Origin of the sequence: Celeribacter halophilus, assembly GCF_900114135.1 — a bacterium.
In the GTDB taxonomy this organism is placed as follows: Bacteria; Pseudomonadota; Alphaproteobacteria; order Rhodobacterales; family Rhodobacteraceae; genus Celeribacter; species Celeribacter halophilus.
Genome location: NZ_FORY01000016.1, coordinates 22,344 through 48,448, shown reverse-complemented (window position 1 = coordinate 48,448; position 26,105 = coordinate 22,344). Strand labels below are relative to the sequence as shown.

The 26,105-nt window shown below is 58.7% G+C and carries 25 protein-coding genes; 22 read left to right on the top strand and 3 right to left on the bottom strand.

From position 1 onward, the window contains the following. Window positions 1-2: 2 nt before the first annotated feature. From BM152_RS14730 to BM152_RS14685, 10 genes are all read left to right on the top strand, one after another. Complete coding sequence (locus BM152_RS14730) at window positions 3-1,097, top strand: Mrp/NBP35 family ATP-binding protein (RefSeq protein WP_066600845.1); 1,095 nt, start codon at window positions 3-5, stop codon at window positions 1,095-1,097. 213 nt (window positions 1,098-1,310) lie between these two features. Then, complete coding sequence (locus BM152_RS14725) at window positions 1,311-1,727, top strand: universal stress protein (RefSeq protein ID WP_066600843.1); 417 nt, start codon at window positions 1,311-1,313, stop codon at window positions 1,725-1,727. An 85-nt stretch (window positions 1,728-1,812) separates the two neighbouring features. Next, window positions 1,813-3,426: a BCCT family transporter gene (locus tag BM152_RS14720; protein WP_066600839.1), complete on the top strand. Its 1,614-nt coding sequence runs from the start codon at window positions 1,813-1,815 to the stop codon at window positions 3,424-3,426. Window positions 3,427-3,703: 277 nt separating this feature from the next. Continuing rightward, window positions 3,704-5,650: a TonB-dependent receptor domain-containing protein gene (locus BM152_RS14715; protein ID WP_066600836.1), complete on the top strand. Its 1,947-nt coding sequence runs from the start codon at window positions 3,704-3,706 to the stop codon at window positions 5,648-5,650. A 246-nt stretch (window positions 5,651-5,896) separates the two neighbouring features. Beyond that, window positions 5,897-7,291 (top strand): Do family serine endopeptidase, encoded by a 1,395-nt coding sequence (locus BM152_RS14710; protein ID WP_066600834.1) that lies wholly within the window; start codon window positions 5,897-5,899, stop codon window positions 7,289-7,291. A 178-nt stretch (window positions 7,292-7,469) separates the two neighbouring features. Then, complete coding sequence (locus BM152_RS14705; RefSeq protein ID WP_066600831.1) at window positions 7,470-8,963, top strand: ABC transporter substrate-binding protein; 1,494 nt, start codon at window positions 7,470-7,472, stop codon at window positions 8,961-8,963. Between the two features lie 78 nt (window positions 8,964-9,041). Beyond that, window positions 9,042-9,995, top strand: a complete 954-nt coding sequence (locus tag BM152_RS14700) for an ABC transporter permease (protein WP_066600829.1) — start codon at window positions 9,042-9,044, stop codon at window positions 9,993-9,995. Further along, window positions 9,992-10,810: an ABC transporter permease gene (locus BM152_RS14695; RefSeq protein WP_066600827.1), complete on the top strand. Its 819-nt coding sequence runs from the start codon at window positions 9,992-9,994 to the stop codon at window positions 10,808-10,810. Before BM152_RS14700 ends, BM152_RS14695 begins: the two co-directional genes overlap by 4 nt. Further along, window positions 10,807-11,613, top strand: a complete 807-nt coding sequence (locus tag BM152_RS14690; protein WP_066600825.1) for an ATP-binding cassette domain-containing protein — start codon at window positions 10,807-10,809, stop codon at window positions 11,611-11,613. The genes BM152_RS14695 and BM152_RS14690 overlap by 4 nt, the downstream gene beginning before the upstream one ends. Beyond that, complete coding sequence (locus BM152_RS14685) at window positions 11,610-12,410, top strand: ATP-binding cassette domain-containing protein (protein ID WP_066600823.1); 801 nt, start codon at window positions 11,610-11,612, stop codon at window positions 12,408-12,410. The genes BM152_RS14690 and BM152_RS14685 overlap by 4 nt, the downstream gene beginning before the upstream one ends. 9 nt (window positions 12,411-12,419) lie before the next feature. Here BM152_RS14685 and BM152_RS14680 read toward each other — a convergent pair whose 3' ends face one another. Continuing rightward, on the bottom strand, window positions 12,420-12,806 hold the full coding sequence (locus BM152_RS14680; protein ID WP_066600820.1) for a YciI family protein: 387 nt from the start codon (window positions 12,804-12,806) through the stop codon (window positions 12,420-12,422). 88 nt (window positions 12,807-12,894) lie between these two features. On the opposite strand from BM152_RS14680, the gene BM152_RS14675 reads away from it, so the two are divergent. The 6 genes from BM152_RS14675 to BM152_RS14650 all read left to right on the top strand — a co-directional run bounded on the left by BM152_RS14675 (window position 12,895) and on the right by BM152_RS14650 (window position 18,355). Then, entirely contained in the window at window positions 12,895-13,767 is an 873-nt protein-coding gene (locus BM152_RS14675; RefSeq protein WP_066600923.1) for a fumarylacetoacetate hydrolase family protein, read from the top strand. 8 nt (window positions 13,768-13,775) lie between these two features. Further along, a complete protein-coding gene (locus BM152_RS14670; RefSeq protein WP_082715301.1) occupies window positions 13,776-14,417 on the top strand; it encodes a malonic semialdehyde reductase in 642 nt (213 codons plus the stop codon). Window positions 14,418-14,517: 100 nt separating this feature from the next. After that, complete coding sequence (locus BM152_RS14665) at window positions 14,518-15,600, top strand: C4-dicarboxylate TRAP transporter substrate-binding protein (protein ID WP_066600818.1); 1,083 nt, start codon at window positions 14,518-14,520, stop codon at window positions 15,598-15,600. 5 nt (window positions 15,601-15,605) lie between these two features. Then, window positions 15,606-16,175: a TRAP transporter small permease gene (locus BM152_RS14660; RefSeq protein WP_066600914.1), complete on the top strand. Its 570-nt coding sequence runs from the start codon at window positions 15,606-15,608 to the stop codon at window positions 16,173-16,175. After that, the gene (locus BM152_RS14655) at window positions 16,172-17,479 is read left to right on the top strand and encodes a TRAP transporter large permease (protein WP_066600817.1); all 1,308 of its coding nucleotides are present in this window, start codon (window positions 16,172-16,174) and stop codon (window positions 17,477-17,479) included. The genes BM152_RS14660 and BM152_RS14655 overlap by 4 nt, the downstream gene beginning before the upstream one ends. Before the next feature lie 9 nt (window positions 17,480-17,488). Further along, the gene (locus BM152_RS14650) at window positions 17,489-18,355 is read left to right on the top strand and encodes a dioxygenase family protein (RefSeq protein WP_066600816.1); all 867 of its coding nucleotides are present in this window, start codon (window positions 17,489-17,491) and stop codon (window positions 18,353-18,355) included. A 13-nt stretch (window positions 18,356-18,368) separates the two neighbouring features. Here BM152_RS14650 and BM152_RS14645 read toward each other — a convergent pair whose 3' ends face one another. Next, window positions 18,369-18,770: a YbaN family protein gene (locus BM152_RS14645; protein ID WP_231730482.1), complete on the bottom strand. Its 402-nt coding sequence runs from the start codon at window positions 18,768-18,770 to the stop codon at window positions 18,369-18,371. A 165-nt stretch (window positions 18,771-18,935) separates the two neighbouring features. Here BM152_RS14645 and rpiA point away from each other — a divergent pair, with 165 nt between their 5' ends. The 6 genes from rpiA (at window position 18,936) to BM152_RS14615 (ending at window position 25,466) form a co-directional block, all read left to right on the top strand. Then, window positions 18,936-19,721: a ribose-5-phosphate isomerase RpiA gene (gene rpiA / locus BM152_RS14640; RefSeq protein WP_066600815.1), complete on the top strand. Its 786-nt coding sequence runs from the start codon at window positions 18,936-18,938 to the stop codon at window positions 19,719-19,721. A gap of 173 nt (window positions 19,722-19,894) precedes the next feature. Next, a complete protein-coding gene (gor, locus tag BM152_RS14635; RefSeq protein WP_066600814.1) occupies window positions 19,895-21,256 on the top strand; it encodes a glutathione-disulfide reductase in 1,362 nt (453 codons plus the stop codon). 148 nt (window positions 21,257-21,404) lie between these two features. Further along, window positions 21,405-22,547: an FtsH protease activity modulator HflK gene (gene hflK, locus BM152_RS14630; protein WP_066600806.1), complete on the top strand. Its 1,143-nt coding sequence runs from the start codon at window positions 21,405-21,407 to the stop codon at window positions 22,545-22,547. Beyond that, window positions 22,547-23,422, top strand: a complete 876-nt coding sequence (gene hflC / locus BM152_RS14625) for a protease modulator HflC (protein WP_066600791.1) — start codon at window positions 22,547-22,549, stop codon at window positions 23,420-23,422. The genes hflK and hflC overlap by 1 nt, the downstream gene beginning before the upstream one ends. Further along, entirely contained in the window at window positions 23,423-23,620 is a 198-nt protein-coding gene (locus tag BM152_RS14620; RefSeq protein WP_066600789.1) for a DUF2065 domain-containing protein, read from the top strand. Between the two features lie 424 nt (window positions 23,621-24,044). Next, window positions 24,045-25,466, top strand: a complete 1,422-nt coding sequence (locus tag BM152_RS14615) for a Do family serine endopeptidase (RefSeq protein WP_414835845.1) — start codon at window positions 24,045-24,047, stop codon at window positions 25,464-25,466. A gap of 93 nt (window positions 25,467-25,559) precedes the next feature. On the opposite strand, the gene BM152_RS14610 is transcribed toward BM152_RS14615, so the two are convergent. Continuing rightward, window positions 25,560-26,087 carry a peptidoglycan-binding domain-containing protein gene (locus BM152_RS14610; RefSeq protein WP_066600780.1) on the bottom strand — a complete coding sequence of 176 codons (528 nt, stop codon included), beginning with the start codon at window positions 26,085-26,087 and terminating at the stop codon, window positions 25,560-25,562. Window positions 26,088-26,105: the final 18 nt, after the last annotated feature.

Here is a 26,105-nt window from a genome sequence, read left to right as displayed (position 1 = left end):
AAATGCCTGTAACGCAAGACCTAATCATGGCGACGCTTAAAAAAGTGGCACTTCCGGGAGGAGCCAATTTGGTCGATGCCGATCTGGTGCGTGCTTTGACGGTTCAAGACGGCACAATCAGTTTTGTCATCGAGGCTCCCGATGCCGCCACGGCGCAAAGCTGGGCCCATATCGAATCTGAGGCCAAGGCAGCACTTGAGGCGCTGGAAGGTGTGGAGAAGGTTTCCATTGTGATGACCGCCCACGGGCCTTCCGCACCGAAACCCGCCGCGCAGACGTCTTCTGGTGAACCACCCAGCCTGAAGATCGGGCGTCACCCCACCCCTCAACAGGGCAAGCAGGGCGTTCCGGGCGTCAAACATATCCTTGCAATCGCTTCCGGGAAGGGCGGTGTCGGGAAATCGACCGTCTCTGCGAACCTCGCTGTGGCGCTGGCGCGTCAGGGGCGCAAGGTCGGGCTGCTTGATGCCGATATCTACGGGCCCTCGCAACCGCGCATGATGGGCGTCAACAAACGTCCCGCATCGCCTGATGGTAAAACCATCGAGCCGCTTCATGCACATGGTGTGACGCTGATGTCGATCGGCTTCATGATTCCCGATGGCGAAGCTGTGGTCTGGCGTGGGCCAATGCTCATGGGCGCGATGCAGCAAATGCTGGGGCAGGTGGCTTGGGGTGAACTGGATGTGCTCCTAATCGATATGCCGCCGGGCACGGGGGATGTGCAGTTGACGCTCGGGCAGAAGACCGAACTCACCGGCGCACTCGTGGTCTCCACGCCGCAGGACGTGGCGCTGATTGACGCGCGGCGCGGGATTTCCATGTTCGAGAAACTCAAGGTTCCGGTGCTGGGCCTGATCGAGAACATGTCCACCTATGTCTGTCCGAACTGCGGTCATGAAGAGCATATTTTTGGCCATGGTGGAGTGGCGGATGAGGCGACAAAGATCGGTGTGCCTTTGCTTGCAGAGCTTCCCTTGGCGTTGGAAGCGCGTCTGGCAGGTGACAATGGCGTGCCTGTCGCCGCGACCGACAGCCCTTTGGCCGCTCCCTATGATGCGCTTGCCAAGCGGCTGGTGGAGACCGGCGTCGCCTGACTTTGCGGGCGGGCGAACTCGCTTTTCGGGATGATGAGTGACATGCCTAAATTTTCATCTGTTTGCAAAACAGGGGCAGGGCAGCTATCCTGTCCTTGTTGAAAGGCATTTTGCCATTGCGTTTCATCTCTTTCGCGTCGCCCTCAGCGGCGCGTTTTCATGAAAGGACGACGAGGGGCCGGCAAGCCCGCAAAACCTCCCCGAAAGGACAATATGTTTACAAAAATTTTGGTCCCAGTGGACCTTGCGCATGTGGACAACCTGTCCCGCGCATTGGAAGTCGCCGCAGATATCGCTCTGCATTACAACGCTTCCGTCACCTATGTTGGTGTCACTGCTGAAACCCCCGGTTCTCTGGGGCACAATCCGACAGAATATGCGAAACATCTGGCGCAATTCGCGCAAGACCAGGGCAAGCGCTACGGTTTCGAAACCGCAGCCCGTGCTGTTGTGAGCCACGATCCGGCCACCGATCTGGACAAGTCTCTGGCCCGTGCGGTCAAAGAGGCTGGTGCTGATCTGGTGGTGATGGCCACCCATGTTCCCAATGTCGTTGATCATTTCTGGCCGTCCCATGGCGGCAAACTCGCGACCCACACCGACGCATCCGTCTTTCTCGTGCGCGGCTGATCTGCGCTGACACCTGCTGGCTGTTTGCTCGTCAGGGCAGGGCTGCGTGTGTTCGGATGACACTATAATCCTTAGGAGTAATTCTATGAGCGACGACGGCATTCCCGCCCCGGAGGGCGCGGCTGCATTGATCGAGACCGATTATGAAATCGGTCAGGATAACATCACCCCGAATGTCGGGCCTTTCGGGCTTGATATTCACAACCCTGTCTTTCTCATCTCCGGCCTGTCCATTGTGGCCTTTGTCTTGGTGACACTGGCATTTCAGGAACAGTCCGGCGAGATTTTCACCCATTTGCGCAACTGGCTGACCCAGACCTTTGACTGGTTCTTCCTGACGGCTGCAAATATCTTCGTGGTCTTCTGCCTCTTTCTCATTGTGTCGCCCTACGGCAAAGTGCGGATCGGCGGCAAGGAGGCAAGTCCCGACTATTCCTACGGCGGCTGGTTCGCCATGCTCTTTGCGGCCGGTATGGGCATCGGTCTGATGTTCTACGGCGTCTCCGAGCCGATCTCGCATTTCTCGTCGTCTTTCGCTGACAATGCGGGCACGCCGGAAAGCTGGGCGCCTCTGGCCGGTGCCGCGGGCGATGCCGAAGCTGCGCGTCGTCTTGGTATGGCTGCGACGATTTTCCATTGGGCGCTTCACCCTTGGGCGATTTATGCCGTGGTTGCACTGTCTCTGGCGCTGTTTTCCTTCAACAAAGGTCTGCCTCTGACCGTGCGGTCGATCTTCTACCCGATCTTCGGTGAGCGGATCTGGGGCTGGCCGGGACATATCATCGACATTCTGGCTGTGTTTGCGACGCTCTTCGGTCTGGCGACGTCGCTGGGGTTCGGTGCGGAGCAGGCCAATGCGGGGCTGAACCATCTGTTCGGTGTTCCAGTCAATGATGTGTCGAAAGTCCTTCTGATTGCAGCGATCTCCGGTCTGGCGCTTCTCTCCGTTGTGGCGGGGCTGGACGCCGGTGTGAAACGTCTCTCCGAGATCAACATGGCACTGGCGACCCTGCTTTTGCTCTTTGTGATCATCGTGGGGCCGACGGCGGCAATCCTGACGGGGTTCTTTGCCAACCTGAAAGCCTATGTGATCGACCTTCCGGCACTGTCCAACCCGTTCGGGCGCACGGATGACAACTTCCGCCAAGGCTGGACTGCGTTCTATTGGGCGTGGTGGATTTCCTGGTCACCGTTCGTGGGCATGTTCATCGCGCGTGTCTCGCGTGGCCGGACCGTGCGGGAATTCCTCGTGGCGGTTCTGATCGTGCCGATGCTTGTGTCGGTGCTGTGGATGACCGCCTTCGGGGGCACAGCCATTAGCCAGATCGTCAATGACGGCTATACGGCTGTGTCCGATGCCGCGCTGGAGTTGAAGCTCTTTGCCATGCTGGAAGCTCTGCCCTTGAAATCCGTCACCTCGCTGATCGCGATTGTTCTGGTGATTGTTTTCTTTGTGACATCGTCCGACTCCGGTTCTCTGGTGATCGACACGATCACCGCAGGGGGCAAGGTCGACGCACCCGTGCCGCAACGGGTGTTTTGGGCCGCTTTCGAAGGTCTGATTGCTATTGCCCTGCTTCTGGGCGGCGGTCTCGGCGCGTTGCAGGCGATGGCCGTTTCTACCGGCTTTCCTTTCACCATCGTGTTGTTGCTGGCCTGCTATGCCACATGGCGCGGGCTGCGGTCCGAGCCGCGCTAAAACGGAAATTTCCGCAGATGTGATCTGATTGCATCAGTTGCGCGAGATTGAAAATGACACCCCGCAGAGTTTTCTCTGCGGGGTGTTTTTATTATCCGACTGTTTTTATTTGTTATTTTGGAATGAAGGTAAATTTGCCTCTTTGATTTTCCTATGATTCGAAAATTCTTTAATTTTCAATCGAATAGAATCCTGACAAAAATACTTGAGAATCTATAGAGCCCTGCGTAATTCCGCGTTCATCGCACGAATTTGTCGCATTCTAAGGGGATGACTCATGAAAATTTCACGCTTTATGGCGTTGTGTGGCGTGTCTTACGTCGCTTTCGCCTCCGCAGGTTTCGCACAGGAGGTCTATGAACTCGACATGATCAACGTTTCGCTCGTTGATGAAGGGCAGGAAAATGTCGAGGCCACCGGTGGCGCTGTGATTTCCGAAGAGGACATCGAGGCCCTCAGCCCGCAAAACGTGAGTGAGTTGTTTGCGCGTGAATCCGCAGTTTCTGTTGCGGGTGGCGCGGGGCCTGCGAAACGGATCTATGTCTTCGGCATGGAGCAATCCAATCTGGCCGTTACCATTGATGGCGCGCCTCAAGCAGGGACAAGCTGGCACCACACAGGATCCTCTGTTTTTGATCCGGCCTTCCTGAAATCTGTCGAGGTTGAGGCTGGTGCCGCTGCGGCTGACAGCGGCTTTGCCGCGGCTGCCGGTGCGGTGAGCTATGAAACCGTTTCTGCCTACGATCTTTTGGACGAAGGCGACAATATCGGTGGACGCGCGAGCCTGAGTTATGGCGATAACGGGCAGGGTGTTGCAGGCAGCCTAGCAGGATTTGGGGCCTATAACGGGTTCGATTGGCTCTTTATGGTCAGCAAGCAGGATGGGGACAATTACGAAACCGGAGATGGCGAAGAGGTGCTTGGGTCAGCGCCGGCGGCAGGGGGGATCCTTGCTAAGGTGGGCTATGAATTTGACACGCACCGTATTGAGTTGAACTACGCGCATGATGAGGACAAGGAAGATCGCACGATCAAGATGAACCTCGATCTGAGCACGGACGATACGCTATATCCGATGGAAGTGACCCGTGACACGATCTCTCTCAGATACACAACGACCGCGCCGACGGACGTATGGGATCCCGAGGTTTTCCTGTATGTGAGTGAGAATGACTATTGGCGTCCGAATTATGTTACTTCAGGTTTCAATGGCGATATGGATCTGCAAGAGGATCAGTTCGGCGGCAAGATCCAGAACGTTTTCACTCTTGATGCCGGCTCGATCACTGCTGGTGTGGATTTCAACGAGCATGACTATTCCGTTGATGCTTATGGCGATAACGGGGCAGGGGTGCGTAACCTGTCGACGACGCAACTTGGCGCTTATGCGCAGGCGCGTCTTGAATTCGGGCGTTTCGATATTTCTACAGGGGCGCGGTATGACTTCCACCGTTTCGAGGACTGGAACGGCGAGCGGTTCTCTGATAGCGGCGGAAGCGCGAATGCGACCGTGTCATATGAGGTCGTGGATAGAGTCGAACTCTTTGCGGGGGGCTCTGAGACATGGCTGGGTTATAATGTTGGTGAATACGGTTTTTTGCACGCACGGGATGACCCCTATTACACGGATCCCGATTTTGAGACGGCTAAATCCCGCAATGTGAAGATCGGTTTGAATGCGAATTTCGGGGCGTTCCAAGGTGGTGTCACCTATTTCAAAACCCGAATCGAAGGGCTTTCGAACTATGTTTACGGGGGAAGCCTCGAAAATGCTGAGCCATATGAAAGCGAAGGCTACACGCTGAATGCAGCATATTCGTGGGGGACAGGCCGTGTTGGGATGAACTACACCAATGTGGACGTGTCATATGATGGTGAAGACATTGATCCGGGCAACAGCGTCTTTACGCCTGTTGGGGACACTGCGGCGCTCTATGTAGATCAGGATTTTGCGGAGTATAACCTCAAGGTCGGCGGCACAGTCGAATGGGCTGGTTCGATTGACTACACAGATAGTTTCGAGCCTCAGGATGCTTACACAGTGGTAAATGCCTATGCCGAATGGCAGCCGCAGTCGCTGTCCGGCACCACGCTGCGTCTTGGCGTGGATAACCTCTTTGACGAGACCTATTACGAGCGTTCCAGCTACGGCAACGGGACTAAGGCGACGGCCATCTATGCGCCAGGCCGCACAATCAGCCTCACCGCGACGCTTGACTTCTAAAATCGCTTCGGGGGCTCCGGCCCCCAAGGCTTATCTCGTGGAATCTACTGGGAGGTCTTCGGGCCTCCCTTTTTTTCACGAACGCGGAAAAGGGCGCCGCGCAGTTGAGGCAGGCGCGGTGCGAACAGTAAACAAACAGTAAACAGGATGTGTTTGGAACCTCGCGCTCCGTGAATGGGGGATGCTTGCAAAGCCTGTCCAAGGCGCGTCATTTAAGTGCATCATGAACAGATATGAGGCCCCGCGATGAAACGAAGCGCCTTGATCGCCGCTTTATTGGTTTTCTCCGTCTCCACTTCGGCACGAACAGGTTTCGCACAGGTGCCGCAGGTCCCTGAAACCCGCGCCGAAATCCAGCTTTCCTTTTCGCCTGTTGTCAAAGAAACCGCGCCCTCCGTGGTCAATATCTATGCCTCGCGCGTGGTTGAGGAGAGGTTTTCGCCTTTCGCGGGGGACCCGTTCTTTTCGCAATTTTTCCGCTCCGGCCCCGCACGCCAGCGGGTGCAGCGCTCCCTTGGTTCCGGTGTGATCGTCTCGGAGGACGGGCTTGTGGTGTCGAACTATCACGTCGTGGGGGAGGCTTCCGACATCCGCGTCGTTCTGGCCGACAAGCGTGAATATAAGGGAGAGGTGATCCTTGCTGACAAGGAGGCCGATGTCGCCGTGCTGCGTCTCGACGGGGCGTCCGGTCTGCCGGCCCTGCCGCTTGCCGATAGTGATGCGCTGGAGGTTGGTGATCTGGTGCTGGCCATCGGCAACCCTTTCGGTGTCGGGCAAACCGTGTCCTCGGGCATCGTGTCGGGGCTTGCGCGGTCGGGCTCTGCCATTCCGGGGGGCGCGGGGTCCTATATCCAGACCGACGCCGCCATCAATCCCGGCAATTCCGGCGGTGCGCTGGTCGATATGTCGGGGCGCCTGGTCGGTATCAACACGTCGATCCTGTCGCGCTCGGGAGGCTCCAATGGCATCGGATTTGCGATCCCCGCCAATTTGGTGCGTGAATTCACCCGTCAGGCAGAGGCGGGCCAGACCCGTTTCATCCATCCTTGGTCCGGTGTGACGACACAGGCGGTAGATGATGCGGTGGCCGAAGCTCTGGGGCTTGATCGTCCCGAAGGCGTGGTGCTGGCGGAATTGCATCCGCAATCGCCCTTTGCCGCACTTGGGTTGACGGCAGGGGATGTGATTATGTCGCTCGATGGTCAGCCGGTTCTGTCGCCCTCTGATCTGGAATACCGGCTGTCGATCCTGCCGGTCGGCTCCAAGGTCAAACTCTCGGCCCTGCGTGCGGGCGAGCCGGTGGAGCTGGAGTTGTCATTGATTGCCGCGCCGGGATCGGAGGAGACGCAGAGGGTGGAGATCAGATCGTCCGGTCCTCTGGGCGGTATGGTCGTCGCGGATGTGACGCCTGCGTTGATTGATGAATATGGCCTGTCTCTCAAGGCCAGTGGCGTGGTTCTGCTTGAGGCGCAAGGTGCGTCTGCCCGCCTCGGCCTTCAACGCGGTGACCGGATCGTTGAGGTGAACAATATGGAGATCACAACGGCGGAAGATTTGCAGAAGGTCGCCCGACAAAGGAGCAGCATGTGGCTGTTGACCGTTGATCGTGGCGGGCGTTTGCTGCGGATGCGGGTGCGGTAGCCGATGTGATCCGGCGCGGAACTCTTTCGAGGGGCATCCGTGCCCCTTCCCGAAGGCGTTCCGATGCGTCAATGCGGGGTTCGGGCGGATTTCCGGCCCATTGCGCCTTGCACTCATGAGTGGCGCGTTCTTAGATGGCGCAGTTCGACACGCACCAAGGCTTTCAACGGGGCAGCTCATGACCAAACATATCGCGTTTTTCAAAGGCACTTGTCTTGCCGTTCTTCTGGCCGGCGCCGCGCCGGTTCTGGCGCAGGAGGTCAATGCCGTTACTTTTGTTCAGGCGGTGGAACCCCAAGGGCTCGACCCGACCGTGTCCTCGCCCGTCGCGGCGGGGCAGGTGACGTGGCAGAACGTGTTCGAAGGGCTTGTGGCCATTAACCGTGAAGGCCGCGTGGTGCCGCAACTGGCGACCGCGTGGACGATCTCTGATGATGGTCTGATCTACACCTTTACTCTGCGCGATGATGTGACCTTCCAAAACGGCGTTCCCTTCGATGCGTCGACGGCCAAGTTTACCTTGGAACGTATTCTGGGAGAGGATTCGACCAACGGGCAAAAGGCCAATTACACGGCCATTTCCAAAGTTGAGGCCGTGGATGCCATCACATTGGTGCTGACATTGTCGAGCCGCAATTCGGATTTGCTCTATTGGCTGGGCTATCCGGCAGCTGTGATGGTGGAGCCGAGCTCTGCCGATACAAACAACACGGCCCCTGTCGGCACCGGACCGTTCAAGGTGGAAGAATGGCGCAAAGGCGACCGCGTTATCATGAGCGCGTGGGACGGCTATTGGGGGGAGGCCCCTGCGCTGGAGAGCGTGACCGCGCGGTTCATCAAAGACCCGCAGGCACAGGCGGCGGCGCTGCAAGCGGGTCAGGTGGACATCATCGGCAATCTGGATGCGCCGGAGCTTTTCGACCAGTTCACCCGAAATCCTGCCTATGACGCCGTGGTGGGGGCTGGTGAAATGGAAATCGTTGCGGGGATGAACAACGCCAAGCCGCCTTTTGATGATCCGCGTGTGCGTCAGGCGATGATGCTGGCGGTGGATCGCCCGAGCCTGATTGCGGCGGTCAGTTCCGGCTATGGCACGGCGATCGGGTCGCATTTCTCGCCCGCAAGCCCGTTTTATGAAGACCTCACTGAGCTGTTCCCCTATGATCCGGAGCGTGCCAAAGCGCTCTTGGTCGAGGCCGGTTATCCGGACGGCTTCTCCTTTGAATTCAAAGTCCCGACCCGCACCTATGCGCAACGCTCTGCCGAGATTTTGCAGGCTTTCTTTTCCCAGATCGGTGTGAGCGCGGACATCCAGAGTTCCGACTTTCCGGCCACATGGATTCAGGATGTGTTCAAAGACACCAATTATGACATGACGATTGTCGGCCACGCCGAGCCGCTCGATATCGGCATCTATGCGCGGGACAATTACTACTTCAACTACGACAATGCTGCGTTCCGCTCCGAGATGGAAAAGATCGCAGCGGCGACGAGCGAGACCGAGCGCGAAACGGGCTACCGCAAGGCGCAGGAAATTCTCGCGGAAGACCTGCCTGCTTTGTTCCTGTTCTCCTATCCGAAACTGGGGGTATGGAAGGCCGGTCTGGAAGGCGTGTGGGAAAACGGTCCTGTTCCGGCCAATGACATGACCGATGTGCATTGGGTGGAGTAATCGGGTGGAGTAAGCCTCTTTTGACACATCTTCCTGTCTGGCGGTGAGCTTGCCGCCTGTCCCTTTCGAAAGCGTCTTATGGCACGACACCTGACAGTTTTGCGCCGACTTCTGGGAACCGCGGCGGTTTTGCTGCTCGCCTCGCTGGTGATCTTCTTGCTGATCGAAGCTGCCCCCGGCGATCCGGCGGAGATCATGCTCGGCACTTCGGCGCAGCCGGACACTCTGGCCGCTTTGCGCGCGGAGCTTGGCCTCGACCGTCCGTTGATGGTCCGCTATGCGCATTGGCTGGGCGGGGTGATGACCGGCGATCTGGGGCAGTCCTACACCTATGGCGTGGCCGTGACGGAGCTGATCGCGCAACGGTTTACCGTGACCCTGCCATTGACGTTGATGGCAACGATGCTGGCTGTGACTGTTTCCCTGCCTCTGGGCGTCATGGCGGCGGCGCGTCCCGGCAAAGCGGGGGACGGGCTGGCGACGGTGTTTTCCCAAATCGGCATTGCCGTGCCGAATTTCTGGATCGGGCTTTTGCTCATTCTGGGCTTCGCGGTGAAGGTCCGGTGGTTTCCGCCGGGAGGATTCCCCGGCTTGGAGGCAGGGTTTGGCGCGGCGCTGGGGGCGCTTGTCCTGCCGTCCATCGCGCTGGCTATCCCGCAAGCCGCTGTCCTGACCCGCGTCACTCGCGCCGCTGTCATCGAGGTGACAAACGAGGATTTCGTGCGCACGGCCCGCGCCAAGGGCCTGTCGCGCCGCCGCGCGTTGTGGCGGCATACGGTGCCCAATGCGTTGCTGCCGGTGGTCACGATGCTGGGGCTGCAAATCCCGTTTCTCATCTCTGGGGCTGTCTTGGTTGAAAATGTCTTCAGCCTGCCGGGGATTGGCACCTTGGCCTATCAGGCCTTGTCGCAACGTGACCTCATCGTGGTGCAGAATGTCGTTCTGCTGTTCGTCGCCATCGTACTTGTTGTGAATGCCGGAACCGATGCGCTTTACGCCCGTCTTGATCCCAGACTGAGAGGCCGCAGATGAGGCGTCTTCCGAAGACACTTGTCCTGGGCGGGATCATCACCGTCATTATGATCGGTGCGGCTCTTCTGAGCCGGTTCTGGACCCCTGCGGACCCTACGGGCATGAATATCATGGCCCGCCTCAAGGCTCCGGGAGAGGTCGGGCTCTTGGGCACGGATCAGATCGGGCGCGATGTGTTGTCGATCATCATGTCTGGCGCGTGGACCTCGTTGGGCATTGCATCCACCGCGACCCTTGTCGGGGGCGGGATTGGCACGGTGTTCGGCGTTATGGCTGCCGCCAAAGGCGGTTGGGTCGAACGGCTTGTCATGACGTTCAACGGTGTGCTTTTCGCCTTTCCACCAATCCTGTCCGCGATCCTGCTTGGCGCTCTGCTCGGGCCGGGGGCCGTGACATCTATGGTGGCCATCGGGGTCTTTATGATTCCGGTGTTCGCCCGCGTGACACGGGCCGCCGCGATCCAGATCTGGGCGCGGGACTATGTCAAAGCCGCGCGTATGGCAGGCAAGCAGGATACGTTGATTACGCTGGAGCATGTCCTGCCCAACATCTCGGCGCAACTCATTGTGCAACTGGCAATCCAGACGGGGCTGGGCATTCTCTCCGAGGCGGGATTGTCCTTTCTCGGCATGGGAGTCTCTCCGCCCACGCCAAGCTGGGGGCGGATGCTGTCCGAGAGCCAGACCTACCTCTCCAGCGCGCCGCATCTGGTGCTGGCCCCCGGTCTGGCCATTGCCATCACCGTGCTGGGGCTGAACCTTTTGGGCGACGGGCTGCGTGATCTGACGGACCCCAGACGGAGACAGACCACATGATGCTGGATGTCAAAGACCTTCGCGTTTCTTTCACCCGCGAGCGCCTCCCGCCTGTTGAAGTGGTGCACGGGGTCAGCTTTTCCGTGGCGCGCGGCGAGGTTTTGGGGATCGTCGGGGAGAGCGGCTCCGGCAAATCCGTGATCTCTCTGACCATGATCGGGCTTTTGCCGGGCACGGCGCAGGCCACGGGGCAGGTGATGTTCGAGGGGCGCGATATTCTACGCCTGCCGGAACGTGACCTGTGCAAATTGCGTGGCAACCGGATCGGCATGATTTTTCAGGAACCGATGACGGCGCTGAACCCAGCCATGCGCGTGGGGGCGCAGATCGCCGAGGGCATGATCCTGAACAAAGGCCTGTCCAGAAAAGCGGCCCGTGCCGAAACCTTGCGTCTGCTGGATATGGTGCAGATTTCCCGTGCCTCCGAGCGGATCGACAGTTTCCCGCATGAAATGTCCGGCGGGCAACGTCAGCGGGTGGGGATTGCGATTGCCTTGGCGTCAAATCCGGATTTGCTGATCGCGGACGAGCCGACCACGGCGCTGGATGTGACGGTGCAGGCGGAAATCCTCAATATTCTTGATGATCTCGTCACCGATCTGGGGATTTCCCTTATTCTGGTCTCGCATGATCTGGGCGTGATCGCACGGATCGCGGACCGCACGCTCGTGATGTGTCAGGGAGAGGAGATGGAGCAGGGAGCGACCGAAGACATTTTGCGCCGCCCCTCTCATGCCTATACGCGCCAACTACTGGACGCCATGCCGCGACGGGCGCGGGCCTCTTTGGAGGAGGGCGCATGACCTCGTTATTGGAAATCCGCAAACTGTCACGTCATTTTGATCTCGGGTCGGGTGTTGTGAAGGCCTTGGACAATGTGTCCCTGTCCTTGCATGCGGGCGAGGTTCTGGGCGTTGTCGGAGAATCCGGCTCCGGAAAATCGACGCTGGCACGGACCGTCATGGCGCTGGACCATCCGACATCCGGCACGGTGGTGCTGGATCAACGTGATATATTCTCGTTAGGTCCGCGTGCGTTGCGCAAGGCGCGGCGGGATTTCCAGATGGTGTTTCAGGACCCTTATGGCTCCCTCAATCCGCGTCATCGTATCGGGCGGATCATCGCAGAGCCGCTCCATTTGATGCCGGATGCGCCCAAAGGGGCCGAGCGGCGTGCATTGGTCGGGACGTTGTTGGAAGATGTCGGGCTGGACGCCGCTGATCAGGACCGTTTCCCACATGAGTTCTCTGGCGGACAGCGCCAAAGGATCGCCATTGCGCGTGCGCTCATCACCAAGCCACGGTTGCTTGTGGCTGACGAAGCGACTTCAGCTCTTGATCTGACGGTCCAGAAGCAAATTCTGGACCTTATTCTGGACTTGCGCGACCGGCACGGAATATCGGTGCTGTTCATCACCCATAACATCGGCGTGGTTCAGGAGATTTGTGACAGGGTCGCTGTGATGCAGCACGGCAAGCTTGTCGAGGTTGGCCCCACCCAAGAGGTGCTGGACGCCCCGCAGCAGGCCTACACCCGACGGCTTTTGGCCGCCGAGCCGCGTCTCGATGTGATCGGGCGCAAGTCACGCAGTCGGCCCTGAAGCGCTCTCTCAGAGCATGGAGGCCCGCCCCGTGGACAGCCCGAGGGTGATATTCAGCGACCCTTCGTTTACAAGCCATTTTCGCAGGGTGAAGCTGCGCACCTTTGCGCGGTGCATCGGGTCGGCTTCAGCAAGAGCGCGGGCGGCATCCATCGTCGCGGCGCGGTAGATAATCAGACCGGCCCCTTCCATCAGGGTGCCGCTCTCGTCCGACAGGGGCCCCGCCAGCACCAGTTGCCGGTTGTCTTCGAGAGACCGTTGATAGCTCAGATGTGCGGGCAGGGTGGCTTTGACCTCTGCCGGCTCTGCGGCGGGGACCGACGTCACCACATAAAGTTCCAGCGCCAAGGCTCCGCGTCCTTTGGCTTCGGCTTTGTAGTCTTCCCAGTTTGGCATTGTGACCTCCCGTCAATAATATCGATATTATTTGACATACGATAAAATTATCGCCAAAGATATGAAAAACAAACCGAAGGAATGTGTCATGAAGCTCATGGTTGGCCACTCTGGTAACAGCACCGCCGTCTATCTCGTAGACGGCGCAACGGCGCGGAATGTCACCGCCGCGATGCCCGAGGTCAGCACGGACCTGATGGGCCTGATCTCGACCCCCGATCTCATGACGACCCTGCGCAATGGCGCACTCTCGGGCGCGTCCGAGGAGGTGGCCAAGATCAAACCGGCGCTGCCTGTTGCGGCTCCGGGCAAGATTTTGTGCCTCGGTCTGAATTATATCGAGCACATCAAAGAGGGCGGTTACGATATTCCCGACTACCCCGCAATTTTCATGCGCACGCGCAAATCGATCATGGCGGCAGGTGCGCCTCTGGTGCGGCCGACCTGTTCGGAGCAACTGGATTACGAAGCAGAGTTGATGATCGTCATTGGCAAGGGCGGACGTCATATCAGCGAGGCCGATGCTCTGGACCATGTCTTCGGCTACACGGTGTTCAACGATGGATCGGTGCGCGACTATCAGCGTAAGACGCATCAGTGGACACCGGGCAAGAATTTCGACAACACGGGCGCGATCGGCCCTTATGTGGTGACGCCCGAAGATCTGCCCGAAGGAGCGGCGGGTCTGAAGATCGAGAGCCGTGTCGGGAACGAGATCCTGCAAAGCTCCAATACGGGCAATATGATCTGGTCGGTGGCGCAGACCATCGCGATCATGTCGCAATTCACCACGCTGGAACCGGGCGACTTGATTGCGATGGGCACGCCGCCGGGAGTGGGTCACGCCAAAAAGCCGGGTCCGCGCTGGCTCAAACCCGGTGAGACCGTCGAAATCGAGATCGAGCGTATCGGCATTTGCGCCAGCCCTGTGGTTGACGAGGTCGAGGAGGCGGCACAATGAGCGAGGCAATGACAGATATACGCGCCTCGGCACAGGCCAAAGTGCGGGCGGTGCGGGCGGCTTGTGAAAAGCTCGATGATGCCGCGATTGATCTCATCCTGCGCGATGCACGCTCGCATTATGCGTGGACCAACAAGCCGGTAAGTGACGCACTGTTGCATGAAATATTCGAGATCACCATTTCCGGCCCGACCAGCATGAACACCTGCCCTGCACGCTTTGTCTTTGTGCGCAGCAACGAGGCCAAGGCACGGTTGGCGAAATCGTTGAAGGCCAAGAATGTCGACAAGATGATGGCCGCACCCGTTACAGCGATCATTGCCTATGACCCGAATTTCTGGACGCAACTGCCGTTTTTGTTCCCGCACGAGGACCGCCGCCCGCTTTTTGAAGGAAAGCCGGAGCATTGCGAGGCGACCGCTTTCCGGAATTCCACTTTGCAAGGGGCCTATTTCATGATTGCGGCACGCGCCCTCGGGCTGGATGTCGGCGCGATGTCCGGTTTTTCCAACGAGATTGTTGATGCGGAGTTTTTCGCGGAAAGTGGTTGGAAATCGAATTTTCTCTGTAACATCGGCTATGCTGATGAAACGGCGATTTTTCAGAAATTGCCACGGTTCGGATTTGAGGAGGTGTGCAGTATCATCTGAACGCGGAGGGGAGACCGCGTGACGACAAACGAACCCGACCGCGACCTATAATAACAGCGGCGGGACTATCACGGGCGCAAGCCCAGTCTGGGAGGACACTATGAAACACTTGTTTGCAAGCACCGCGCTCGCTGCGGTGATGGGCCTTGGCGCGTCACTGCCTGCTTTGGCGCAAGAAGTTATCACGGCCAATGTCATCGACGGTTATCCGGCCCGCGCCATGTGGGTGCAGGAATTTACCAACTTCTTTATCCCGGAGGTGGACAAGAAGCTTGCCGAGACCGGAAATTACAAAATCGACTGGCGCGAAAGCTATGGCGGCACGGTGGTCAAACCGCGCGGCGTGCTGGAGGGCGTGCAGTTGGGGCTGGGTGACATCGGTATCGTCACGACGATTTTCCATTCCTCGAAACTGCCCAGTCAGGCGATCTCCGCCGTCACGCCCTTTGTGGCGTCGGATGCGCGGGCTGTGGCCAAGGCCGTGGACGAGATCGCTCGGGAATATCCGGCGATGCAGGCCGAATTCGAAGCCCAGAATCAGGTGTATCTGGCCACTGGTGTTGTGTTGGACACCTATCAGCTGTTCAGCAAGGAGCCGGTCGACTCGATTGCCGATCTGGAGGGCACCAAGATTGCCGGTGCGGGTATGAACCTGCGGTATCTTGAAGGGATCGAGAACGCGGCGGGCGTGCGCGGTGGGCTGACGGATTTCTACAATATGGTGCAGACGGGCCTTGTCGACAGCGCGATGCTCTGGCCCGAAGCGGCTGCGACATTCAAGATGGCGGAAGTGGCCCCCTATATGCTCGAAGCCGATCTGGGCGCGGTGAACACCAAGACCGTGACCGTCAACAAAGACTATTGGGAAACGCTACCTGAAGAGGTGAAGACAGCGCTTCAGGACGTGGCCGTGGCCTATCGGGATCACCTGTCCCAGATGGCGATGGACAAGGCCGCCGAGAGTCGCGCAGCCTATGTCGAAGGTGGAGGCACCATTTTGCCGATGAGTGTCGAGGCACGCACCGCATGGGCCGAGTCGATGCCGGATATTGCCGCCGAATGGGCCGCGACACTTGATGTTAAGGGCAGCGACGGATCTGGCATGTTGCGGGCCTATCTGGACAAGCTCGCCGCAGACGGGTTCACCGGCCTGCGTGACTGGACCGCAGGCCTGCTGGAGTGAGCAAGATGGTCCCTTCAACGGATGCGGCGCAGCCTTCGGGCCTGCGTCGCCTTCTCAACGGCCTGACCCGCGCGACCAATGGTGTGGCCATTGCCGCCAATGTCACCGGCACGCTCGTTGTGCTGGGGCTTGTGCTGGTGGTGAATTACGACATCGTGGCGCGTGGCCTGTTCAACCGCCCGTTTCATGGAGCGGTCGAGCTGGTGCAATTCGCTATGGTTCTGATCGTGTTTCTGCAACTGCCGGACGTGATCCGTGTGGAGCGGCTGACCCGTTCGGACGGGTTTCTACTGTTGATTGGTCTGAGCCACCCCCGTGTGGCCTCCGCGATGCGACGGGTGATCGACTTACTGTCCTTCATGCTTATGGCGCTGACGGCGGTGGCGATTTTTCCGGAGTTTCTCAAGATGTGGGATACGCAGGATTACTACGGCATCCCCGGTGTTTTCACCGCGCCATGGTGGCCGATCAAACTGACCGTTCTGTTTGGAACCACGCTCTGCGCCGCGATCCTTCTGCTTAAATCCGTAGGCCCGTCGCGCAACCCCGCAACCCCGACATCGGAGCAATCATGAGTCCTATCGAGATCGGCACTGCATCTGTCATTGCGATTATCGTGATGATCTATCTCGGGGTCTATATCCCCATCGCGCTGGGCGTCGTGTCCTTTGTCTCGATCTGGTTGATGCGAGACAATTTCGATCTGGCGATGAACCTGCTCAAGATCGCCGTTGCGGATAGCGCGATGGAATACACCTTTGCCACTGTGCCGCTGTTCAGCTTTATGGGGCTGGTGGTTTCGAAAGCGGGGTTGGGCACCGATATTTACAGCGTCATGAGTACGGGATTCCGGCGGGTCAAAGGCGGGATCGGCATGGCAACCGTTGGTGCCAACGCCGCCTTTGCCGCCGTCACGGGCAGTTCGATCGCCTCGGCCTCGGTATTTTCCAAGGTCGCCGTGCCGGAGATGCTGGCATATGACTACAAACCGCGCTTTGCCGTGGGTGTTGTGGCCGGGTCATCCGTTCTGGGCATGATCATCCCGCCTTCGGCCATGCTCATCATCTATTCCTTTGTCGCCGAACAATCCGTGGGCGATATGTTCCTCGCCGGTGTTGTGCCGGGGCTGCTGCTGGCGCTGGCCTATATCGCGGCGATCTGGGCGATGGGACGCTTTGCACCGTCGTTTGTCGGCGGGCGGCCTGCGGACGATTACGAACCGATGCCGTGGCGCGAGATTGCGTCCAAGACCCTGCCGATGCTGCTTTTGATCTTCACCGTGATCGGCGGCATCTACCTTGGCTGGCTCACTGCCGTCGAAGCCGGTGCCGCGGGTTCCCTGTTGGGTCTTGTTATCGCGATGCTGCGGCGCTCTATGAGTTGGCGCGGGTTGTGGGAGACGCTGATCGAGACCGGCCATATCACCGCCGCGATCCTGTTCTTGATCACTGCTGCGTCGATCTATAGTCGGATGCTTGGTCTTGCCGGACTGCCCAATGAACTGGCCGATCTGCTGGCCGGTTCCAGCTTTGGCTTTGCGCAGATCATGGTGTTCTACATCGTCCTGATGTTGTTTCTGGGCACGATCCTCGACACCTCGTCGATCATCCTGATCGTCGTGCCACTGTTTTTGCCGCTGATCGAACCGATGGGCCTGTCTCTGGTCTGGTTCGGCATTATCACCGTGATCGGGGCGGAGATCGGCCTTTTGACACCGCCGCTCGGCATCTCGTGTTTTGTCATCAAGGCCACGCTGAATGATGACCGTATCTCCCTCAAAGACGTGTTTATGGGCGCGCTGCCCTTCGCGGGGGTGATGCTCTTTGTCCTGATCCTGCTGATCTGCTTTCCGCAACTCAGCCTTGCTATTCTCAACTAGGAGATACCCATGCGCAACGTGACACCCGACAATATCACCGAGGTCTTCCAGAGCTATTTCTCGCAAGACACCGATCCGCGGTTTCGCGAAGTGATCGGTTGTCTGGCAAAGCACCTGCATGCCTTTACCCGAGAGGTCGGGCTGACCCATGACGAATGGCGCAAGGGGCTTGAAGCTCTGGAATGGGCGGGTCGCATCACCACCCCTGAACGCAATGAATTTGTGTTGCTGTCGGATGTGATGGGCCTGTCCTCTCTGGTGGACATGATCAACTCGCGGCCCGGTGCGACCAGTTCCAGCGTGCTTGGTCCGTTCCATGTCTCGGACGCGCCGCCTCTGGAGATCGGAGGTGACATGCGTGGAGATTTCGAGGAAGAGGTGTTGCTGGTCGAAGGCCATGTGCGTGATCCCGAAGGCAATCCGGTGGCCGGTGCCGAGATCGACATCTGGCAGACCGCGCCGAACGGGTTGTATTCCAGTCAGGACCCCGATCAGGACATCATGTCCTTTCACGGGTTGATGACCGCAGATGAAAATGGCCGCTATGCCTTCACCACTGTGCGACCGGTCAGCTACACCGTGCCGACCGATGGCCCTGTCGGAGATATCCTGAAGGCCGCCGGACGGCACCCGTGGCGGCCCTCGCATCTGCATTTTATCGTCAAGGCCAAGGGCTTCCGCGATCTTGTGACCGAAGTCTTTCCCGCAGATGATCCTTATCTGGATCAGGACACGGTGTTCGGCGTGCGCGAAGATCTGGTGATGACCTATGTGCCGCAACCTGCTGGTAGTTTTCCGGAGGGGTTTGCTCTGTCTGGTAAGGTCGATGGTCCTTATGCGCGGGTCGATTTCGACTTCACGCTTGTGCGCGATTGAGGGTGTTCAAGGCTCAGGCGTCTGGGCGTGTTAGAATATAGGCTGCGCCCACCCCGATCAGAACGGCCTGCAGCCCCAGATACAGCGGAGGCACACGCAAAAGCAGCGTGGGCACGAAGCTCAGCAGCATCATTGAAATGGAAACCACTTTGATCCGGCGCGGAATGGCGCCGGTTTCTTCCCATGCGCGAATGTTCGGACCGAAAATCCTGTGCTCCAGAAGATATGACCTTAGTCGCGGCGAGCCTTTGGTGAAGAAGAAGGCCGCGAGGATGACGAAAATCGTGGTTGGCATCACGGGCAGAAACGCCCCGATAAAGCCCAGAATCACGCAAATCGTGCCGAGTGTCAGGTGGATGAGTTTTACGATCCGGTCCGTCATTTCCATACCCTGCCACATGCGTGACGGTTGCACATCTGCATTCTTGTCGCGCCCGAGTGCGGCCCTGTCTACATCGCAGCCAGATTTTATCTGTCAAAACGGCCGGTCCCTGCCTATAAACGGCGTGGTTGTCCTGTAAACCTGTCCTGAACGCCAAGACAGAGGCGCTTTGTTTTATCCCTTCGGAGGAACCGCAGCATGTCCGATACCTTGTCACCGATTGATACCGCCAAATTCGTGGCCGCGAAAAAGGCGGTGGGTTATGTTGAAGACGGGATGAAAGTGGGCCTTGGCACAGGCTCGACCGCCGCATGGATGGTGCGCTGTCTGGGCGAGTTGGTGCGTGAGGAAGGTCTTGATATCGTTGGCGTTCCGACGTCGAGCCGCACGGCGGAACTGGCGCGTCAGCAGGGGATCAAGGTGATCTCTCTGGATGAGGCGAAATGGCTTGATCTGACGATTGACGGGGCCGACGAATTCGACCCCGAACTCAACCTCATCAAGGGCGGCGGCGGCGCGTTGTTGCAAGAAAAAATCGTGGCCACGGCCTCCGATCAAATGATCGTCATTTCGGATGTGTCGAAACAGGTTGATATGCTCGGCGCGTTTCCCTTGCCGGTGGAGGTGATCCCCTTCGGCTGGCAGACGACCAAGGCGCTGGTGGAGGAAACGCTGGTGTCAATGGATGTTCTTGGTCAGCAGTCGACCGTGCGGATGAACGGGGACGCGGCCTATGTGACCGATGAGGGCAATCATATCATCGACCTGCATCTGCAACGTATCGGCAACGCGCGCCAGCTTGCTCTGGTGCTCAACCAGATTCCCGGCGTGGTGGAAAACGGTCTGTTTATCGACATTTGCGACAAGGTGATCATCGGCCACGGTGACGGTCGGGTGACGACGAAAGACATCCTGTCGGGCGAAGAAGATGAAGACCGGATTGAGTTCGAAGACAGCGAGAACATTTTCGCAGATCTCGCCTGATCGTCGCGCAGGGTCGGGAACAGGGACGGGGCCGGACTGATCGAAGCAGGGATGTTCGAAACAGGAATGTGTTGCTGCAAAGCCCCCGTGCGTCAGGCGCGGGGTTTTCCTTTGGCGTCAAAGCCCCTACATCTAGCCTCAAGTTTAGAATTCTTCGAAAAAAGGCGGGACAGATGGATTTCGACTATGATCTCTTCGTGATTGGTGGCGGCTCCGGTGGCGTGCGCGCAGCGCGGCTTACGGCGGCGGATGGCAAAAAGGTGGCCATGGCAGAGGAATTCCGTATGGGCGGCACCTGTGTCATTCGCGGATGTGTGCCCAAAAAGCTGATGGTGTTCGCCTCGCAATATTCTCATGCTGCCGATGAGGCAGCTAAATACGGCTGGGACATCCGGTTGGGAGATTTCGACTGGCCGAGCTTCCAGAGCAAGCTGAAGGCGGAACTGTCGCGCCTCGAAGGCATCTATACGAAAAACGCGGGCAATGCGGGTGTCGAAATCCTGCATCAGCGCGCGGCCGTCAAAGACCCGCACACGGTTGTGCTGGCGGACGGGACCGAGAAAACCGCCAAGCATATTCTCGTCGCCGTGGGGGGCACGCCTTTCGTGCCGGACAATGTGCCGGGGATCGAACATGCGATCACCTCGAACGAGATTTTCGACATTCCCGAATTTCCCAAGCGTATTCTGATCGTTGGTGGCGGCTATATTGCCTGTGAATTCGCCTGTATTTTCAACGGGCTGGGCTCGGAGGTAACGCAATATTATCGCGGGGCGCAAATCCTGCGGGGTTTTGACGACGAGGCGCGCGGCCACATTGCGGAACTGATCCGTGGACAGGGCGTCAACCTGCATGTCGGCAGCGATGTGGAGCGGCTTGAAAAACGCGACGGCGGAATCTGGGTCAAGGCAACCGACGGGCGCGAGGGCCTCTTTGACGTGGTGCTCTATGCCACAGGCCGCAAACCTAATACGGCGGGGCTTGGCCTCGAAGAGGCGGGCGTGAGCCTTGGTCGTGGTGGGGCGGTCGTTGTCGATGAATATTCGCAGACCAATATCCCCTCGATCTTTGCCGTGGGCGATGTCACCGACCGCATCCAGCTGACCCCCGTGGCGATCCGCGAGGCCGTGGCTTTCCACGAGACGGTGTTCAAAGGCAATCCGATGAAACCGGATCATGCCAATGTGCCGTCCGCGATTTTCACCCAGCCGGAATATGGCGCTGTCGGGCTGACCGAAGAGCAGGCGCGTGATGAAGGGCCGGTTGAAATCTACTCCGCCGCCTTCCGTCCGATGCAGAACAGTTTCATTGAAAAGAACGAACGCGTGATGTTCAAACTCATCGTTTGTGCCGAGACGCGCCGCGTTCTGGGCTGTCATATCATCGCGCCTCATGCCGGTGAGATGATCCAGCTTGCCGGTGTGGCCATCAAGATGGGGGCCACGAAAGAGGATTTCGATGCCACTGTGGCGGTGCATCCGACCATGGCCGAAGAGATCGTTTTGATGAAAGAGCCGGTGCGGGTTCACAAATGATCTCCTGTTGGTCACGATAAAGCGAACTGCGACACCTGAGCACCCTTGAAAATCGGGGCCAGAACGAACAGGTTACACGGGAGCGCCCGACAGAGGTTTTCTGTCGGGCCTGATCTATACGATCTACACGAGAGAGGACTTGACCTTAATGGCCAGCAATAATGGCGGACCTTGGGGCGGCGGTGGAAATCGCCCGACCGGAGGGGACAACCGCGGGGATGACAATCGAGGTGGCAATCGCCGTCCGGGCGAGCAGCCTCAGATTCCCGAAATCGACGAGATGCTCAACAAGGGCAATGAATATCTGAAAGTGCTTATGGGCGGCAAAGGTGGCGGCGGTGGTCGTCCCAACGGGTCCGGCGGAGGCGAAGGCCCCCGTGTGTCCAAAGGGATGATCGGCCTTGCTGTGCTGGGTGCGATCGGTCTTTGGGCCGCGTCCTCCTTCTATACCGTGAAGCCCGAAGAACAATCGGTCGAGCTTTTCCTCGGTGACTTCTACAAGATCGGCCAACCAGGTCTGAACTTTGCGCCTTGGCCGCTGGTCAGCTACGAGAAAGTCATCGTTACGGGCGAACGCACCGAGAGCATCGGCCTTGCCGGTCAGGGCAGCTCCGGTTTGATGCTGACCACGGATGAAAACATCGTCGACATCGATTTTCAGGTGGTCTGGAATATCAGCGATCCGGCGAAATATCTCTTTAACCTCGCCGACCCGCGCACCACAGTGCAGGCCGTGTCGGAATCCTCGATGCGCGAAATCATCGCGGCCTCCGAACTGGCACCGATTCTCAACCGTGATCGTGGTTTGATCGCCGATACGGCGATGACTCTCATCCAAGACACGCTCGACAGCTATGACAGCGGCATCAACGTGATCCGCGTCAACCTCGACAAAGCCGACCCGCCGCAAGAAGTCATCGACGACTTCCGCGACGTGCAGGCCGCCGAGCAGGAACGCGATCGTCTTGTGCGTCAAGCGGATGCCTATGCCAACACCGTGCTGGCTGGCGCGCGTGGGACGGCTGCGCAGATTTTGGAAGAAGCCGAAGCCTATCGCGCGCAGGTCATCAACGAAGCCGAAGGTGAAGCCTCGCGCTTCTCGGCCGTTCTGGCCCAGTATCAGACTGCGCCCGACGTGACCCGCAAACGTCTTTATCTTGAGGCGCTTGAAGAGGTCTATGGCGGTATGGACAAGATCATCCTCGACGAAGGAGCTGGCGGGCAGGGGGTTGTCCCTTATCTGCCGCTCAACGAGTTGAAGAAATCCACCACCAATGAGGGGTCGAACTGATGAAGAAGCTTCCTATTCTCTTCGGCGTCCTGTTTGTGGCGCTGGTTCTGGTGATGTCCTCGCTCTTTATCGTGGATGAACGTCAAAAGGCCTTGGTGCTGCAATTCGGTCAGATCAAATCGGTGAAAGAAGAACCGGGGCTGGCGTTCAAGTTGCCGTTCATTCAGGAGGTCGTTTTCTATGACGACCGCATCCTGTCACTGGAAACACCGGAAATCGAGGTGACGCCTTCGGATGACCGTCGTCTTCTGGTTGATGCTTTCGCACGTTACCGGATTTCCGATGTGGTCCGCTTCCGTCAGGCTGTGTCCACTGGCGGCATCGCACTGGCCGAGGACCGTCTTCAGGGCATCCTCAACGCGCAGGTGCGTGAAGTGCTTGGCTCCGACAGTGTGACCTCGTCGACCATTCTTTCGGATGATCGTTCCGAGCTGATGGAACGTATCCGTGACAGCGCCCGTGCGCGTGCCCTGTCTCTCGGGGTCGAGGTTGTGGATGTGCGTCTCAAACAGACCTTCCTGCCGGATCAGAACCTTGATGCCACTTTTGCACGGATGAGTGCGGAACGTGCCCGCGAGGCCGCCGACGAGCGCGCCCGTGGCCAAGAGGCGGCCCAACGCGTGCGTGCGCAAGCCGACCGTACCGTGGTCGAGCTTGAGTCCGACGCGCGCCGTCAGGCGGAGATCACTCGTGGTGAGGCCGATGCGGAGAAAAACCGGATCTATGCCGATGCCTATGGTGAGGATCCGGAGTTCTTCGAATTCTACCGCTCTCTGGATGCTTACCGTGCGGGTCTGAAAGGCGAGAACACCACGATGGTTCTGTCGCCGGACAGCGAGTTCTTCGACTATCTGAAGTCCGACACGGGGCGGTAAATGGGCTTTCTGATCCTTGCGATAGGATTGGTGCTATGTGTGGAGGGGCTGGTGCTTGCACTGGCCCCTGCGCGTTTGGAAGAGGTGTTGCGTGCCTTTGCGGAACTGCCGCAGGCAAGGCGGCGCATGATCGGATTGATCGCTCTGGCCTTTGGTGTCGTTCTGGTCGCGCTGGCGCGGCGGGGGCTTGGCGTTTAGGCTGTTTGTCCGCACCTCTCGTTTTCGCCTTTGAGCGGGGCAAGGCACGCTCTTGCGTTCCTTTAAGGGCATTCACCTTAACGCCTCTGACACTGGGGCCTGCCGGCCCGGCGCCATATGCCGCAGCAGGTTTTGCGAAAATCGGTCGTCCGGGTTTGCACGATATGCTTTAAGTCGCAAACGCCTTGGAATTCCCCGCAGATTTGCACCGTTTGCGCTTGTCACACCCGGCTCACATGCTGTTGACTAAGCGCGACCGACATTGAGTTGTGTTGGTCACGCCCTATTTGTACCCCTGAGGACAGTCGCCGCGCCGGAACATAGGCAAATTTGCCTCGGGGCGCATCATATGGAGGATATTAGACCTATGACACAGGCTCGCGCCGTCACTTTCACCCCTCAGGAAACGCGCGCCAGATGGCGCATGATGTTCGTGGCGCTCATGGGTGCGTTCGCCCTCATGTTCCAGAGCATCGCCGCAGAAGCACGCGGCGCGCCCGAAAGCTTTGCCGATCTCGCAGAGAAAGTCAGCCCGGCTGTGGTCAATATCACCACAACCACGGTGGTCGAGGCTTCGACCGATCCTTCTCCGATCGTGCCCGAAGGTTCACCCTTCGAGGATTTCTTCCGTGATTTCATGGAGCGCAACAATCCGGGCGGACAAGCACCTCGCCGGTCACAGGCTCTGGGCTCTGGTTTTGTGATTTCCGAAGATGGCTATATCGTCACCAACAACCACGTCATTGACGGGGCCGACGAGATTGAAATCGAATTTTTCGAAGGGTTCACCCTGCCGGCAAAACTGATCGGCACCGATCCGACCACTGATATTGCCGTGCTCAAGGTCGAAAGCGACAAGCCGCTGACCTTTGTCCCTTTTGGTGACAGTGATGCGGCGCGTGTTGGTGATTGGGTCATGGCTATGGGCAACCCGCTGGGGCAGGGCTTCTCGGTCTCTGCAGGGATTGTCTCGCAACGCGGTCGTGCGCTTTCCGGTGCCTATGACGATTACATTCAGACCGACGCAGCCATCAACCGCGGGAACTCCGGCGGACCGCTGTTTAACATGGACGGTCAGGTGATCGGCGTGAACACCGCGATCCTCTCTCCGAACGGCGGCTCCATCGGGATCGGTTTCTCGATGGCGTCCAATGTGGTTTCCAAAGTGGTCGACCAGCTCAAGGAATATGGCGAGACCCGTCGTGGCTGGCTTGGTGTGCGCATTCAGGATGTGACCGATGATGTGGCCGAGGCTATGGGCATGGATGCGGCCAAGGGCGCTCTTGTGACCGATGTGCCGGAAGGTCCGTCGAAAGAGGCCGGCATTGCAAGCGGCGATGTGATCCTGTCCTTCGATGGCAAGGATGTTGGCGATACCCGTGAACTTGTCCGCACTGTTGGCGAAACCGAAGTGGGCAAAGCAGTTCGCGTCGTGGTCCTGCGTGACGGCAAAACCAAAACGCTGATGGTCACGCTTGGCCGCCGTGAAGACGCAGAAAGCACCGCTTTTCCTGCTGATGATGACGCAGCGCCGCAGGTTCCCGAAGCGATCGAGATGATGGGGCTGAAGCTCCAGCCGCTTGATGACACGCTGCGCGAACAGCTTGGTATCTCGTCCGGCACAACCGGTCTGGCCGTGCTGGATGTGGACGAGACCTCCGAGGCCTACACCAAGGGTCTACGTGCCGGTGACGTCATTACCGAAGCGGGTCAGCAAAAAATTGCGTCGCTTTCGGACCTTGAGGCACGGATTGAAGAAGCCAAGGATGCCGGACGCAAAACCGTCCTGCTTCTGGTGCGCCGCGCCGGTGAGCCGCGTTTTGTGGCGCTGGGTGTGGACGAATAATCCTTCCGGACTTCCAAAACATCAAAGGCGGCCTTCGGGCCGCCTTTTTTAGTGTGTAAATGTTGTGTTGCGGCAAAGCGTACCGGAGCGGCGTTACCCCTCCCGCGGCACTTCTTTAAGCCCAAGTTGGCGGGCGGCAGCCAAGGACAGAACTTCGCTGTCCACCCCTTGTTTCAACTGATAGGCGCGGATCGCGCCGCGGGTGGCGTGATCCATGCGACCGTGGGCGGTGCCGTGGTAATAACCGCGCACAGCCAGCGCCCGTTGAACCGAGGCAATGAACTCCGGTGTCCAGTCTTCCCGACAGAGGGTTTCGAACCACAACTCCTTGCGCTCACGCACAATCTCCTGACGGGTCTCCGTACGGTAGACCGCCGGATAGGACACCGCTCCCGAGGCGTCGATCTGGGGAGGCTGCACGAGAACTTGCTCGGTTACTGTTTCGATGATGGCAGGGGTCACATGATGGGAGAAACAGCTTTCCGGATCCGCACCGGGCGGTGCGCCGGGGGTCTCGGAGGCGCGTAAAATCTCTGTCTCCGGTGTGGCCATCTGACAAGCGGCCATCAGTCCTGTAGCCAGCAAAAGCGCGATTGGCCTGCGTGAAAGGGGTCCTGTCATCTGCTCTCTCGTTACTCT